General features: G+C 63.3%; 14 protein-coding genes. 13 read left to right on the plus strand and 1 reads right to left on the minus strand.

The window, feature by feature from the left end; genetic code table 11:
* Positions 1 to 189: a 50S ribosomal protein L30 gene (rpmD, locus tag DC366_RS05710; protein ID WP_108691220.1), complete on the plus strand. Its 189-nt coding sequence runs from the start codon at positions 1 to 3 to the stop codon at positions 187 to 189.
* Between the two features lie 133 nt (positions 190 to 322).
* Here the strand turns inward: rpmD and DC366_RS05715 are convergent, their stop codons facing one another.
* Positions 323 to 1,024, minus strand: a complete 702-nt coding sequence (locus DC366_RS05715) for a hypothetical protein (protein WP_133176175.1) — start codon at positions 1,022 to 1,024, stop codon at positions 323 to 325.
* A gap of 220 nt (positions 1,025 to 1,244) precedes the next feature.
* Between DC366_RS05715 and rplO the strand changes: the two genes are divergently transcribed.
* From rplO to DC366_RS05775, 12 genes are all read left to right on the plus strand, one after another.
* The gene (gene rplO / locus DC366_RS05720; protein ID WP_108691222.1) at positions 1,245 to 1,718 is read left to right on the plus strand and encodes a 50S ribosomal protein L15; all 474 of its coding nucleotides are present in this window, start codon (positions 1,245 to 1,247) and stop codon (positions 1,716 to 1,718) included.
* Positions 1,719 to 1,830: 112 nt separating this feature from the next.
* Complete coding sequence (gene secY / locus DC366_RS05725) at positions 1,831 to 3,198, plus strand: preprotein translocase subunit SecY (protein ID WP_108691223.1); 1,368 nt, start codon at positions 1,831 to 1,833, stop codon at positions 3,196 to 3,198.
* On the plus strand, positions 3,199 to 3,846 hold the full coding sequence (locus tag DC366_RS05730; protein ID WP_108691224.1) for an adenylate kinase: 648 nt from the start codon (positions 3,199 to 3,201) through the stop codon (positions 3,844 to 3,846).
* Between the two features lie 260 nt (positions 3,847 to 4,106).
* A complete protein-coding gene (gene rpsM, locus DC366_RS05735) occupies positions 4,107 to 4,475 on the plus strand; it encodes a 30S ribosomal protein S13 (protein ID WP_108691368.1) in 369 nt (122 codons plus the stop codon).
* 15 nt (positions 4,476 to 4,490) lie between these two features.
* Positions 4,491 to 4,880, plus strand: a complete 390-nt coding sequence (gene rpsK / locus DC366_RS05740; RefSeq protein ID WP_108691225.1) for a 30S ribosomal protein S11 — start codon at positions 4,491 to 4,493, stop codon at positions 4,878 to 4,880.
* Between the two features lie 113 nt (positions 4,881 to 4,993).
* Positions 4,994 to 6,010, plus strand: a complete 1,017-nt coding sequence (locus DC366_RS05745) for a DNA-directed RNA polymerase subunit alpha (protein WP_108691369.1) — start codon at positions 4,994 to 4,996, stop codon at positions 6,008 to 6,010.
* Positions 6,011 to 6,131: 121 nt separating this feature from the next.
* Positions 6,132 to 6,557, plus strand: coding sequence for a 50S ribosomal protein L17 (gene rplQ, locus DC366_RS05750; RefSeq protein WP_108691226.1), 426 nt, complete (start codon positions 6,132 to 6,134; stop codon positions 6,555 to 6,557).
* Positions 6,558 to 6,698: 141 nt separating this feature from the next.
* Positions 6,699 to 8,075, plus strand: coding sequence for a trypsin-like peptidase domain-containing protein (locus DC366_RS05755; protein ID WP_108691370.1), 1,377 nt, complete (start codon positions 6,699 to 6,701; stop codon positions 8,073 to 8,075).
* Between the two features lie 2 nt (positions 8,076 to 8,077).
* Entirely contained in the window at positions 8,078 to 9,391 is a 1,314-nt protein-coding gene (locus DC366_RS05760; protein WP_108691227.1) for a replication-associated recombination protein A, read from the plus strand.
* A gap of 321 nt (positions 9,392 to 9,712) precedes the next feature.
* Positions 9,713 to 11,323, plus strand: coding sequence for an ABC transporter substrate-binding protein (locus DC366_RS05765; RefSeq protein WP_108691228.1), 1,611 nt, complete (start codon positions 9,713 to 9,715; stop codon positions 11,321 to 11,323).
* 376 nt (positions 11,324 to 11,699) lie between these two features.
* Positions 11,700 to 13,310 carry an ABC transporter substrate-binding protein gene (locus DC366_RS05770; RefSeq protein ID WP_108691229.1) on the plus strand — a complete coding sequence of 537 codons (1,611 nt, stop codon included), beginning with the start codon at positions 11,700 to 11,702 and terminating at the stop codon, positions 13,308 to 13,310.
* A 194-nt stretch (positions 13,311 to 13,504) separates the two neighbouring features.
* Positions 13,505 to 14,461, plus strand: a complete 957-nt coding sequence (locus DC366_RS05775) for an ABC transporter permease (protein ID WP_108691230.1) — start codon at positions 13,505 to 13,507, stop codon at positions 14,459 to 14,461.
* Positions 14,462 to 14,474: the final 13 nt, after the last annotated feature.

Below are 14,474 nucleotides of genomic sequence, written 5' to 3' on the forward strand. Positions count from 1 at the left end.
ATGGCCAAGACAATCGTCATCAAGCAGGTGGGCAGCCCCATCCGCCGCCCCAAAGAGCAGCGCGCGACGCTGATCGGCCTCGGCCTGAACAAGATGCACCGCGTGCGCGAGTTGGAGGACACGCCCTCTGTCCGCGGCATGATCAACAAGATCTCGCACATGGTGGAGATCGTGGAAGAAAAGGGCTGAGGGTTCTCAGTCCGGAAATGAAGCGCCCCGGTCAGAAATGGCCGGGGCGTTTTCCGTTTCCAGGGCGCTCATGTGGCCACCCGGCACCGGCAAATCGGCCGCGTCCGGACCGCCGGCTCGGGAGATGTCCTGATCAGTCGCAGATGCGCCCCTGCAACAGGTGGCGCGAGCGCAGGCGCAGCGGGTCCAGCTCGAATAGCATATTGGGCGCTTCGGTCTCGTAAATTCCGTTTCTCACGACACGCCATGGATCTTCGGGCGTCGGCACGCGGGTGGTGGGGACGTATTCCCGTTCGAATGGCGACATTTCCGGTTCGTCGAATTCGAGGCTGACGGACTGGCAGATCGACCGCGGCGAGATCTCCGCGTCCCGTGCCTCCGCCGCGCGCGAGCGCAGGTCCACCTTGTGCCCGCCCTTGACGCCGAATCCGCGTATTTCGAAGGTCAGCGGGGAAGCGAGGGTGAAGGATGCCGTGTCCGGCCCATCACCGAAAAGTTCGGTCTTGCCCTGCCACGTCGTGCCCTGCTCGAAATGCAGGGTGAATGTGCCGGGCGGGACCAGCACCTGAAAGAACTCGCCGCCGACGATATAGGCGGCAAGGATGTCGGCGCCCGTCGCGGCGTCCTTTAGCGTCAGATGATATGCATGGTCCGGCGGGGTCATCACAAGCAAGGGAAAGGTCGCGGGCAATCCGCTTTTGTTCCACAAAAGCCCCGTCTGCGGCGCGCTCGGAGCCTCGGCAGAGGCGCCCGGCGGCACCAGCAACCCGAGGCAGAGCGCAATCGCATGCGCCGCCTGCCGGATGGCGCGGCAAGGCATTCCGATCGCCAACATGTATTGTCGCCTGTTCATGATCCAGATATAGGGCTGCGTCATCGGGCTGTGTAGGGCGCGTGCCGGGCACGTGGCGGCAAATCGGCTGATCATGGCTCTTGATTGCCGGGTGTATCGCGTCTATACGCCCACGGTGGCGTGATGCCACACCAATCCATACGCAAGCCGCGTTCGGCCGCTCCCGTCGCTGGGGGCCGCATCCGGCATAAGGAGAAGCGACATGAAATTGCATGAACTGCGCGATAATGACGGCGCAACGAAAAAGAAAAAGCGCGTTGGCCGCGGCCCCGGCTCCGGCATGGGCAAGACCGGCGGACGCGGCATCAAGGGCCAGAAGTCCCGTTCGGGCGTGGCGATCAAGGGTTTCGAGGGCGGCCAGATGCCGCTCTATCAGCGTCTGCCCAAGCGCGGCTTCAACAAGCCGAACCGCAAGGCATTCGCCGTCGTCAACCTGGGCCTGATCCAGAAATTCATCGACGACAAGAAGCTGGACGCAGGCGCGGCCATCACCGAGGACGCGCTGGTTGAGTCGGGCCTCGTGCGCCGCAAGCTGGACGGTATCCGCGTTCTGGCAAAGGGCGATGTGACCTCCAAGATCACGCTGGAAGTCACCGGTGCGTCCAAATCGGCCGTCGAGGCGGTCGAGAAGGCGGGCGGCACCCTGACGCTTCCCAGCGTGCAGGCGGCTGAATAAGAGGTTGTGAGCGGCCCGCGCGCCGCTTACATACCCCATAGTTTTTCAAAACACGCCGCCGAGCTGCTGGAAAACAGCACTCGGCGGCGTTGTCATTCCGAAAGAGAGCCGAATGGTATCTGCAGCAGAACAAATGGCGGCCAACACCAGCTGGGCGGCGCTCGGCAAGGCCACCGATCTTCGCAAGCGCATCGTGTTCACCCTGATGCTGCTGGTGGTCTACCGCCTTGGCACATGGATTCCCGTCCCCGGCATTGACGGTGCCGAGCTGCGCGAATTCATGGCGGGCGCGGGTGCCAGCATCGGCGGCATGCTGTCGATGTTCACCGGCGGAGCGCTGGGGCGGATGGGCATCTTTGCGCTGGGAATCATGCCCTACATTTCGGCCTCGATCATCGTGCAGTTGATGACCGCGATGGTTCCGTCGCTGGAGCAGCTGAAGAAAGAGGGCGAGGCTGGCCGCAAGAAGATCAACCAGTACACGCGCTATGGCACGGTCCTGCTGGCGACGTTGCAGTCCTATGGTCTGGCTATCAGCCTGCAATCGGGCGATCTGGTGACCAATCCGGGCATGTTCTTTATCGTGTCCTGCATGGTCACGCTGATCGGCGGCACCATGTTCCTGATGTGGCTGGGCGAGCAGATCACCGCGCGCGGCATCGGCAACGGCATCAGCCTTATCATCTTCGTCGGCATCATCGCCGAGGTTCCCGCCGCGCTGGCGCAGTTCTTTGCATCGGGCCGGTCGGGCGCGATCAGCCCCGCGGTCATCATCGGCGTGATCGTGATGGTCATCGTCGTGATCGCCTTTGTCGTGTTCATGGAGCGGTCCTTGCGCAAGGTGCATATCCAGTATCCGCGCCGCCAGGTGGGGATGAAGGTCTATGACGGCGGCTCGTCCCATCTGCCGATCAAGGTGAACCCGGCGGGCGTGATCCCGGCGATCTTCGCCTCGTCGCTGCTGCTGTTGCCGACGACGATCAGCACGTTTTCGGGCGGGCAGGGCAGCAGCCCGGTCATGTCGACGATCCTGGCCTATTTCGGCCCCGGCCAGCCGCTTTACCTGCTGTTCTTCACCGGCATGATCGTCTTCTTTGCCTATTTCTACACCTACAACGTGGCGTTCAAGCCCGATGAGGTCGCCGAGAACCTGAAGAACCAGAACGGTTTCGTCCCCGGCATCCGTCCGGGCAAGCGCACGGCGGAATATCTGGAATATGTTGTCAGCCGCGTTCTCGTCCTCGGCTCCGGCTATCTGGCGCTGGTCTGCCTGCTGCCGGAAATTCTGCGCGCACAGTTCGCCATCCCCTTTTACTTTGGCGGCACATCGGTTCTTATCGTCGTGTCGGTCACGATGGACACGATTCAGCAGGTGCAAAGCCACCTTCTGGCACATCAATACGAAGGGCTGATCGAAAAATCGCAGCTGGGCGGCAAGGGCAAGAGGCGCGCACGCCGCAAAGGGACAGGACGCAAGTAAATGAACATCATTCTTCTCGGACCGCCGGGCGCGGGCAAGGGCACGCAGGCGCATCATCTGGTGGCCACCCGCGACATGATCCAGCTGAGCACCGGCGACATGCTGCGCGAGGCCAAGGAGTCCGGGACCGAGATGGGCAAGCGCGTGGCCGAGGTGATGGCCCGCGGCGAGCTGGTGACGGACGAGATCGTGATCGGCCTGATCCGCGAGAAGCTGGAAGGCGACCGGCATGGCGGCTTCATCTTCGACGGCTTCCCGCGCACCCTGCCGCAGGCGGACGCGCTGGGGCAGCTTCTGGAAGAAGAGGGGATGCAGCTGGATGCCGTGATCGAGATGCAGGTCGATGACGAGGCGCTGGTTGACCGCATCACCGCGCGCGCGACCTGCGCGGGCTGCGGCGAGGTCTATAACGACAACACCAAGCCGATCCCGGCGGACGGCGTCTGCACCAAATGCGGCGAGGCGCACGAATTCACGCGCCGCGCCGATGACAATGAGGAGGCGCTGCGCAACCGCCTCATGGAATACTACAAGAAGACGTCGCCGCTGATCGGCTATTACTATGCCAAGGACATGCTGAGCACCATCAACGGCCTCGGCACGGTCGAGGATGTCAGGGCCAGCATCGCGGGCGTTCTCAAGGGCTAGGGCGGTCGCCCGGCGGCTCTGATCGCGCCGCTGGATGCCTTGGAAACGGGAGCGCAGCGGTATTGTTTCCCCGCCGGCCTTGACGGCTGGGTCATTTCCTCCTAACCAGCACCATCCCGCAAGGGATTTGATTCTCATGGGGCTTTCCCCGACCGAATCGATCACCTGAATTCAGCTACGGCCCGATGCTATGCGCCTCGGGCCTGCGTTGTGAAAAAAGGGTCCGGCATTACGGACTCGCAACGAAAAGGAACATGCACGTGGCACGCATCGCCGGCGTCAACATCCCGACGCATAAACGGGTCCCAATCGCCCTCACCTATGTCACCGGAATCGGTCACTCGACCGCGAAAACCATCTGCGACGCGGTCGGCATCGACCAGACGCGCCGCGTCAACGAGCTGAGCGATACCGAAACGGTTGCGCTGCGCGAGTATATCGACGCCAACCTGACCGTCGAGGGCGATCTGCGCCGCGAGACGCAGATGAACATCAAGCGTCTGATGGATCTGGGCTGCTACCGCGGTCTGCGCCACCGCCGGAACCTGCCGGTTCGCGGCCAGCGCACCCATACCAACGCCCGCACCCGCAAAGGCCCCGCAAAGGCCATTGCCGGCAAGAAGAAATAAGGGAGGGCACACGATATGGCACGCGATACCAAACGCACCAAACGGAAGGTTTCCAAGAACATCGCCACCGGCGTTGCGCATGTGAACTCGTCCTTCAACAACACCAAGATCCTGATCTCGGACGTTCAGGGCAACGCGATTGCGTGGTCCTCGGCCGGCAGCTGCGGCTTCAAGGGCTCGCGCAAGTCGACCCCCTACGCCGCCCAACTGGCCGCAGAAGATGCAGGCAAGAAGGCGCAGGAACATGGCATGCGCACGCTCGAAGTCGAAGTGCAGGGCCCCGGTTCGGGCCGCGAGAGCGCATTGCGCGCGCTGGCTGCCGTCGGCTTCAACATCACGTCCATCCGCGACGTGACGCCGATGGCCCATAACGGCTGCCGCCCGCCGAAGCGCCGCCGCGTCTAAGCTCACTGCTTCAAGTGGGGCTGCGCATGTCCGCGCGGCCCCGCTTGCCGTCATTTTAAACCTCGGGCGTTCTGGCCGTCGGACATGCGGACAGGACTGGTATGGAGGGACACATGATCCACAAGAACTGGGCTGAATTGATCAAGCCGACGCAGCTGGACGTCAAGCCGGGCAATGACCCGATGCGTCAGGCGACGGTGATCGCCGAGCCGCTGGAGCGCGGTTTTGGCCTGACGCTGGGCAATGCGCTGCGCCGCGTGCTGCTATCCTCGCTGCAGGGGGCGGCAATCACCTCCGTGCAGATCGACAACGTGCTGCACGAGTTTTCGTCGGTCGCGGGCGTGCGCGAGGATGTCACCGACATCATCCTGAACCTCAAGGGCGTCGCCATCCGCATGGAGGTCGAAGGCCCCAAGCGTCTGTCGATCAACGCCAAGGGTCCGGGCGTGGTGACGGCTGGCGACATCTCGGACAGCAACGGCATCGAGATCCTGAACCGCGAGCATGTGATCTGCCACCTCGACGACGGTGCGGACCTGTTCATGGAACTGACCGTCGGCACCGGCAAGGGTTACGTCGCCGCCGACAAGAACAAGCCCGAGGACGCGCCGATCGGCATGATCCCCGTGGACGCGATCTATAGCCCGGTCCGCCGGGTCAGCTATGACGTGCAGCCCACCCGCGAGGGCCAGGTGCTGGACTATGACAAGCTGACGATGAAGATCGAGACCGACGGCTCGATCACGCCGGATGATGCCGTGGCCTATGCCGCGCGCATCCTGCAGGATCAGCTGAGCATCTTCGTCAACTTCGACGAGCCCGAGTCGGCCGGCCGCCAGGACGACGATGACGGTCTGGAATTCAACCCGCTGCTGCTCAAGAAGGTGGACGAGCTGGAACTGTCCGTGCGCTCGGCCAACTGCCTGAAGAACGACAATATCGTCTATATCGGCGATCTGATCCAGAAGACCGAGGCCGAGATGCTGCGCACGCCGAACTTCGGCCGCAAGTCCCTGAACGAGATCAAGGAAGTGCTGTCGGGCATGGGCCTGCATCTGGGCATGGACGTCGAGGATTGGCCGCCAGACAATATCGAGGATCTGGCGAAGAAATTCGAAGATGCCTTTTAAGAACTCGCAGGCCGGGCCACGTCGCCCGGCCTGCTGACACGACCGGGCACATGCCCCAAGGAGAGCGGCCTGACACGCATCACGCCGCCGGACAAAGCAAAACACGCTAAGGAGATAGAAAATGCGTCACGCAAGAGGTTACCGCCGCCTGAACCGCACCCATGAGCACCGCAAGGCGCTGTGGGCGAATATGGCCGGCTCGCTCATCGAACATGAGCAGATCAAGACGACACTGCCGAAAGCCAAGGAACTGCGCCGCATCATCGAAAAGATGATCACGCTGGGCAAGCGCGGCGACCTGCATGCGCGCCGCCAGGCCGCAAGCCAGCTCAAGCAGGACCAATATGTCGCCAAGCTGTTCGACGTGCTGGGCCCTCGCTACAAGGACCGCCAAGGCGGCTATGTGCGCGTGCTGAAGGCCGGCTTCCGCTATGGCGACATGGCGCCGATGGCGATCATCGAATTCGTTGACCGCGATCCTGCCGCCAAGGGCAAGGCCGACAAGGAGCGCGTCTCGCGCGAGATGGCCGAGATCGACGAGGATTGATATTTGCCCGTCACGCGGGCTGATTTGCGAAACCCCTGCCGGACCGGCGGGGGTTTTTGCGTTTCTGCCCGCGCCTCGCCAACTTGCAATCGGATGCGGCGCGGCGCATATCAACGGGGCGAAGATGACGAAAGGCACGTTATGCTGAAACCCTTGGCCATTGCCCTCCTCGCGCTTGGGTCGCCCGCCTTTGCCGACACCCGCGTGCCTGCCAGCCAGGCAGAGATCCAGCTTGGGTTCGTGCCGGTGGTCAAGGCGGTGACGCCTGCCGTCGTCAATATCTACGCGCGCCGCGTGATCGAGGGACGGGCCAGCCCCTTTGCCGATGATCCTTTCTTTGGCCAGCTTTTCCAGAATTTCGGCGCACAGCGGCCGCGGGTTGAAAACTCGCTCGGCTCCGGCGTGATCCTTGGGTCCGATGGCATTGTCGTGTCCAATTATCATGTGGTGGGGCAGGCGACCGATATCCGCGTCGTGCTGAACGACCGGCGCGAATTCGACGCGCGCGTGCTGCTGGCCGATGAGGAAAGCGATCTGGCGATCCTCAAGGTGGACGCGGGCGATCTGCCCGCCCTGACCTTGCGCGACAGCGAAAGCGTCGAAGTGGGCGAGCTGGCGCTGGCCGTCGGCAATCCGTTCGGTGTGGGCCAGACCGTCAGCAGCGGCATTGTGTCCGGCCTTGCGCGATCCGGCACCGTGACCGGCAACACGCGCGGCTATTTCATCCAGACCGACGCGCCGATCAATCCAGGCAATTCCGGCGGCGCGCTGGTGGACACGAACGGGCGGCTGATCGGCATCAACACCTCCATCCTGTCGCGCTCCGGCGGATCGAACGGGATCGGCTTTGCCATTCCTGCCACGCTGGTCGGGCAATTCGTGCAGCAGGCCCGCGCGGGCGAGACGGTGTTTCAGCGCCCCTGGGCCGGTGTCAGCGGCCAGCCCGTGACCTATGACATGGCCGAGGGCCTCGGCCTGCGGCGCGCGGGCGGTCTTATCCTGTCGGACATGCACGAGGCCAGCCCCTTCGGCGCCGCGGGTCTGGCGCCCGGTGACGTGATCCTTGCCGTTGGCGGGCGGGAGGTGAACAACCCCGCCGAGATGATCTATCGCATGACGATTGCCGGGCTGGGGACCGATCTGGCCGTGACCGCGCTGCAGGGCGGCGAACGGCGCGAGATCGCGGTGCCGATGCGCCCCGCGCCCGACAGCCCGCCGCGCGCCACGCTGACGACAGGCGCGCGCGCCGCGGTGCCGGGCGTGACGCTGAGCACGATCAACCCGGCGGTGATGGCCGAATATGATCTGCCCCTGACGCTGTCGGGCGTTCTGGTGGAGGATCCGGGCGATATCGGCGCGCGGGCGGGCTTGCGCGCGGGCGATGTTCTGCGCGGCATCAACGGCGCCGCCGTGACCGACAGCGCCAGTGCCAGCGCGGCGCTGGAGGCGGCGCGCGGCCGTCTGGCGCTGGATGTGCAGCGCGGGCAGCGGCGGCTGACCATGCGCTTCAGGCTCTAGGGATGGCGGACCTGTTCGATACGGGCGCCGCCGCGCCGGAGGGGCAGGGGCAGGGCCACCGCCCGCTGGCCGACCGCCTGCGGCCCAAATCGCTGGGCGAGGTGATCGGGCAGGAGCAGGTGCTGGGCCCCGAGGCGCCCTTGGGCGTGATGCTGGCCGCAGGCAGCCTTGGCAGCCTCATCTTCTGGGGGCCGCCGGGGGTGGGCAAGACCACCATCGCGCGGCTTCTGGCGGATGAGACGGACCTGCATTTCGTGCAGATCAGCGCGATCTTCTCGGGCGTGGCCGAGCTGAAAAAGGTGTTTCAGGAAGCCCGGCATCGTCGCCAGAACGGCCAAGGCACGCTGCTTTTCGTGGACGAGATCCACCGCTTCAACAAGGCGCAGCAGGACGGCTTCCTGCCTTACATGGAGGATGGCACGATCCTTCTGGTCGGCGCCACCACCGAGAACCCCAGTTTCGAGCTGAACGCGGCCCTTCTCAGCCGCTCGCAGGTGTTGGTGCTGACACGCCTGACCCTGTCGGACCTTGAGCGCCTTGCCCAGCGGGCCGAACGCGAGATGGACCGCGCGCTTCCGCTGGACGGCCCCGCGCGCGAGGCGCTGCTGGAGATGGCTGACGGCGACGGACGCGCCCTGCTCAACCTGATCGAGCAGATCGCGGCGTGGAAGGTGGAGGGCAAGCTGGGCACCGAGGGGCTGGCCAGCCGCCTGATGCGCCGCGCGGCGAAATACGACAAGTCGGGGGACGAGCATTTCAACCTGATCTCGGCGCTGCACAAATCCGTGCGCGGGTCCGATCCGGACGCGGCGCTCTACTGGCTGGCGCGGATGCTGACGGGGGGCGAGGATCCGCGATATCTCGCGCGGCGCATCACGCGTATGGCGGTCGAGGATATCGGGCTGGCCGATACGCATGCGCACCGCGTCTGCCTCGATGCGTGGGAGACGTATGAACGTCTGGGTAGCCCCGAGGGCGAGCTGGCGCTGGGGCAGGCGGTGACATATCTGGCGCTGGCGCCCAAATCCAACGCCGGCTACGCGGCCTTCAAGGCGGCGATGCGCGAGGCGAAAAAGACCGGCTCCGAGCCGCCGCCGAAACATATCCTGAACGCGCCGACAAAGCTGATGAAAGAGCAGGGCTATGGCGCCGGATACGCCTATGACCACGATGCCGAAGACGGGTTTTCGGGCCAGAACTATTTTCCCGAAACGATGAAGCGGCCGGTGCTCTACCAGCCGGTCGAGCGCGGATTCGAACGCGAGCTGAAAAAACGTCTCGACTATTTCTCCAAGCTGCGAATGAAGCGAAACTGACTGCGTCGGCGCACCGGTGGGTTGTGCGCTCCATGATCTGCCGCCCTTCGCATCCGTCAAAAAGGCCGTTCAAACGGCGCCCAAGGCACGAAAACGCGACGTCAACCCAATAAAACATGGGTTTTTGCGCTGCTGGACTGGCGAAAAAACCGGTTTTGTGTTTTCATGTGGCAATGTCGAAATCAGCCAAGTCAACTTGCCGCAGATGCCGATACGCCCCGCGCTGCGATTTCGCACCGCGTGTCTGATCACTTGAAGCGCCTTAGCGCTGTCCGTTCAACATGATCTGCGGCGACACCAAATAATCAGGGAGAAAATCATATGACCAAAGCAAAAGACAGCCGTCTGCAATTGAACCAGGGCCGCAACCTGCATCGCCGCGGCCTGTCGCGCCGCGCGTTTCTGAACCGCTCGGCGCTGGCCGGAGTGGGGGCATCTGCGGCCGGGGGGCTGTGGACATCGCGCGCGCAGGCCGCGCCGCAGAAGGGCGGCACGTTCCGCTTCGGCATCCATGACGGCAACTCGTCGGACAGCCACGATCCGGGCACCTATGTCAGCCGGCAGCAGATCTATCTGGCGCATCAGTACCGCTCGTATCTGACGATGATCAATCCCGACGGCACGCTGGGCAAGGATCTGGCGACGGCGTGGGAGCCGAACGAGGATGCGTCGGTCTGGACCTTCGAGATCACGCCTGACGCCACGTTCCACAGCGGCAAGCCGGTGGTGGCCGAGGATGTCGTGAATTCGCTGAATTTCCACCGCGGCGAGAAGTCCACATCGGCGGCGAAGACGCTGCTGTCGGCGGTCATCGACATCCGCGCCGATGGCGAACATACCGTCGTGGTCGAGCTGGACGGCGGCAATGCCGACGTGCCGTGGCTGATGACGGACTATCATTTCGCCGTCTGCCCCAGCGACGGGGAAGGCGGGATTGACTGGAAATCCGGCGACGGCTCGGGCCCCTACAAGATCGACGAGGCCGAGTGGGGCGTGCAGTTCAGTCTGTCGCGTCATGAAGGCTGGCATCTGGAGGGGGCATGGTTCGACAAGCTGCTGATGCTGGTCCTGAACGATCCCAACGCGCGTCAGACGGCGCTGGTGACGGGCGATGTCGACGCGATTTCGCTGGTGGATCTCAAGACCAAGTCGCTGCTGGAACGTGATCCGTCCATCGTGATCAAGTCGGTGCCGTCCGCCGCTGCGATCACCATGCCGATGTTCTGCGACACTGCGCCCTATACGGACGTGAACGTGCGCAACGCCATGAAGCTGGTGATGGATCGCGACGAGATCATTCAGAAGATCGCGTTTGGCGAGGCAACCAAGGGCAATGATTTTCACCACAGCCCCGCGATGCCCTATTTCCCCGAAGGGATCGAGCAGCGCGAATACGATCCCGATCAGGCCAAATCCCTGCTGAAAAAGGCCGGAGCCGAGAATATCGAGGTCAATCTCAGCACTGCCGACTCGGTGTTTTCGGGGGCCGTGGACCTCTGCGTGCTCTATTCCGAGCAGGCCAAGAAGGCCGGGATCACCGTCAATGTCGTGCGCGAGCCCAATGACGGCTATTACTCCGATGTCTGGCTGAAAAAGCCGTTCACCACGGTCAGCTGGGGCGCGCGTCCGACGCCGGACGTGATGTACAGCCTTGCCTATGCGCCCGATGCCGCGTGGAACGAATCGCACTGGCAGAACGAGGAGTTCAATCAGCTGCGGCTCAAGGCCAAGGCCGAGCTGGACGACGAGCTGCGCAGCGAGATGTATCGCGACATGGCGCTGCTGGCGCGCAACGATGGCGGCACGATCATCCCGTTCTTCAACAATTTCGTCTACGCAGTGCGCGACAACGTCTCGACCGGCGATGACCTTGCGCCCAGCTGGGAGCTGGACGGCGCGCGCGGCCCCAGCCGCTGGTGGTTCAGCAGCTGATCCATGGGCCGCCCCCCGTTGGCGGTGAAGAGGGGCCCGGCGCAATGGTGCGCCGGGCCTTTTCGCGCTCGCGGGCGATGTGCGAGGCGCCGAGTCGTGTCATGGCGCGCCCGGCTGGCAAGGCACGCGCCGCGATATGCAATTTTCTTTCATGACAGGCGAAAAACCTGCGGCGCCCGGATGTTGCGCCGGGTTTTGCGAAACACTTTCCTTGCATCTTCATAAAGTTGTGGATGCGACCCGGCTTTCGTGTTTTGCTGACGGAATGTCGCTTTTGTGCTCACCGCGGGCCTAAGATGCGCCGAAACTGTCCAAGCGCCGAGGTCAACGGTCGGCGCCAAGAGAACAAATCAAAAACGACTCACAGGGAGATGAAATGAAAAACTCAATCAATCAGATGATGCTGGACCGCCTTGCCGATGCGGCGCGCGAGGGCCGTATCTCGCGGCGCTCCTTCATGCATTATTCGATGGCTGCCGGGGTCACCGCCAGCGCGGCGACCGGCCTGTGGGGCACCGCCGCCAACGCCGAGCCCAAGCGCGGCGGCACCTTCCGCCTGGCGCAGCATGACGGCAATTCGGGCGACAGCCATGATCCGGGCCTCTATGAATCCAACGCCGAGATCAATCTGGCGCATACGTTCCGCGCGTTCCTGACGCAGATCAATACCGATCAGTCGCTCGGTGCCGACGTCGCCACCGAATGGTCGGCGACCCCGGATGCATCCGAGTGGACCTTCAAGCTGAACCCCGCTGCAACCTTTCATTCGGGCGCCAAGGTGACGGCAGAGGATGTCGTCGCCTCGATGAATTTCCACCGTGGTGAGCAGTCGACCTCGGCGGCCAAATCGCTGCTGGCCGGTGTCACCGATATCGTCGCCGATGACGAGCATACCGTCACCTTCAAGATGGAGTCAGGCAACGCCGATCTGCCCTGGCTGATGACGGATTATCACCTCGTCATCCTGCCGCGGAACGAGGACGGCACCGCGAACTGGAAATCCGGCGACGGCTGCGGCCCCTACAAGCTGGACAGCTGGGAGCCGGGCGTGAACGCCTCGCTGACGCGCCACGAGGAATGGCACGGGGAAGGCGCCTATTTCGACGCGGTCGAGATTACGTATGTCAACGATCCGAACGCGCGCCAGACGGCGCTGGTGACCGGCGATGCCGACGCCACCAGCATGATCGAGAACAAGACGATGGCGCTGCTCGAACGGCGGCCCGACATCACCGTCATCAACGTGCCCTCGGCGCAGGCGGTTACATGGCCGATGTTCTGCGACACCGCGCCTTTCGACAATGTCGACGTGCGCAACGCGATCAAGCTGTCGGTCAACCGTCAGGAGCTGATCGACAAGATCGCCTTCGGCGCTGCGACGATGGCCAACGATTTTCACCATTCGCCCGCCATGCCGTATTGGCCCGATGACATCCCGCAGCGGGAATACGATCCCGAGCAGGCCAGGGCCCTTCTGAAGAAGGCGGGAATGGAAAACCTGTCCGTCGAAATCAGCACAGCCGATTCGATCACCTCGGGGGCCGTCGACTCTGCTGTGCTCTATTCCGAGCACGCAAAGGCGTCGGGCATCAACATGACCGTCAAGCGCGAGCCGAACGACGGATATTATTCCGATGTCTGGCTGAAAAAGCCGTGGTGCATGGTTCAGTGGGGCGCGCGTCCCACGCCCGACGTCATGTATTCGCTGGCCTACAAGGACGACGCGGCCTGGAACGAATCGCACTGGCAGAACGAGGAGTTCAACAAGCTGCTGCGTCAGGCCAAGGCCGAGCTGGACGACACCCTGCGCGCCGAGATGTATCGCGACATGGCGATTCTGGCCAAGGACGATGGCGGCACGGTGATCCCGTTCTTCCCCAACTTCGTTTACGCAATCAGCAAAAAGGTCGGCACGACCGGCGAATATGCGGCCAGCTGGCACATGGATGGCTACCGCGCCGCCAGCCGCTGGTGGTTCAATAGCTGATCCGCGCAAATACCGGGCCCGGCGCAGTGATGCGCCGGGCCGCCTCAGCCCATCCGTGCCGTGCGCGTGCGGGTTTACGGGCCAAAATCAATGCGATGCAAGGCCCGGATCAACCGGCGTCATGGCAAAAAACTGTTAATCCGGTGGCTGGCGTGTTAGCGATGGCATCCCGGAAACAACAGCAGGAGGGATAAATGGGAGACATTCTTGGGCTCGTTGCAAAACGGCTCGGTCTGGGACTGGTCATTCTACTCGTGATTTCAGTCATCATCTTCTTCATGGTCGAACTTCTTCCCGGCGATATCGCCGAGGCGGTTCTTGGTCAGGGAGCGACCGAGGAGAACGTCAGGAACCTGCGCGAACAGATGGGGCTGAACGATCCCGCCCTCGTGCGGTATTTCGATTGGCTGAAAGGGGCGGTCATGCTCGATTTCGGCCGGTCCATCGTGACCCAGGAAACGGTGATGAGCGTGATCGGCGAGCGGTTCCGCAACACGCTGTTCCTTGCCACCTATGCCGCCGTCATCGCGGTGCCGTTCGCCATCGTGCTGGGTGTCATCGTCGCGCTATTGCGCAACTCGGTCTTCGACCGGGTGGCCAACGTGCTGACGCTGACGTCGATCTCCAGCCCGGAATTCTTCCTCGGATATATCCTGATCCTCTATTTCTCGGTCAAGTGGAGCATGTTCCCCGCCATCGCCAGCCTCAGTGACGGCATGTCGTTCCTGGATCTGCTCGAGCGGACCTTCCTGCCCGCGCTGACGCTGGTCCTGGTGGTCACGGCGCACATGATGCGCATGACGCGGGCGGCCATCATCAACCTGCTGGCATCGCCCTATATCGAGATGGCCAAGCTGAAGGGCACGCCGCCCTGGAAGGTGATCGTGCGCCACGCGCTGCCCAACGCATGGGCCCCGATCATCAACGTCGTGGCGCTGAACCTTGCCTATCTCATCACCGGCGTCGTGCTGGTCGAGGTGGTGTTCGTCTATCCCGGCATTGGCCAGGCGCTGGTCGACGCGGTCAGCAAGCGTGACTTCCCCGTTGTTCAAGCCTGCTGCCTGATCTTCGCGGCTACCTTCATCCTGCTCAATCTTGCGGCAGATGTGGGCGCAATCCTGACCAACCCGCGCCTGCGGCATCCGAAGTAAGGGAGAGAGAACA

It is taken from the genome of Pelagivirga sediminicola (genome assembly GCF_003072125.1).
Lineage (GTDB): Bacteria > Pseudomonadota > Alphaproteobacteria > Rhodobacterales > Rhodobacteraceae > Roseovarius > Roseovarius sediminicola.

Excerpts from the sequence above, each read along its gene's own strand:
- DC366_RS05775 (WP_108691230.1), top strand. The coding sequence starts at position 13,505 with ATGGGAGACATTCTTGGGCTCGTTGCAAAACGGCTCGGTCTGGGACTG.
- DC366_RS05765 (WP_108691228.1), top strand. The coding sequence starts at position 9,713 with ATGACCAAAGCAAAAGACAGCCGTCTGCAATTGAACCAGGGCCGCAAC.
- DC366_RS05745 (WP_108691369.1), top strand. The coding sequence starts at position 4,994 with ATGATCCACAAGAACTGGGCTGAATTGATCAAGCCGACGCAGCTGGAC.
- rpmD (WP_108691220.1), top strand. The coding sequence starts at position 1 with ATGGCCAAGACAATCGTCATCAAGCAGGTGGGCAGCCCCATCCGCCGC.
- rplQ (WP_108691226.1), top strand. The coding sequence starts at position 6,132 with ATGCGTCACGCAAGAGGTTACCGCCGCCTGAACCGCACCCATGAGCAC.
- rpsK (WP_108691225.1), top strand. The coding sequence starts at position 4,491 with ATGGCACGCGATACCAAACGCACCAAACGGAAGGTTTCCAAGAACATC.
- DC366_RS05760 (WP_108691227.1), top strand. The coding sequence starts at position 8,078 with ATGGCGGACCTGTTCGATACGGGCGCCGCCGCGCCGGAGGGGCAGGGG.
- secY (WP_108691223.1), top strand. The coding sequence starts at position 1,831 with ATGGTATCTGCAGCAGAACAAATGGCGGCCAACACCAGCTGGGCGGCG.
- DC366_RS05730 (WP_108691224.1), top strand. The coding sequence starts at position 3,199 with ATGAACATCATTCTTCTCGGACCGCCGGGCGCGGGCAAGGGCACGCAG.
- DC366_RS05770 (WP_108691229.1), top strand. The coding sequence starts at position 11,700 with ATGAAAAACTCAATCAATCAGATGATGCTGGACCGCCTTGCCGATGCG.
- DC366_RS05755 (WP_108691370.1), top strand. The coding sequence starts at position 6,699 with ATGCTGAAACCCTTGGCCATTGCCCTCCTCGCGCTTGGGTCGCCCGCC.
- DC366_RS05715 (WP_133176175.1), bottom strand. The coding sequence starts at position 1,024 with ATGTTGGCGATCGGAATGCCTTGCCGCGCCATCCGGCAGGCGGCGCAT.
- rplO (WP_108691222.1), top strand. The coding sequence starts at position 1,245 with ATGAAATTGCATGAACTGCGCGATAATGACGGCGCAACGAAAAAGAAA.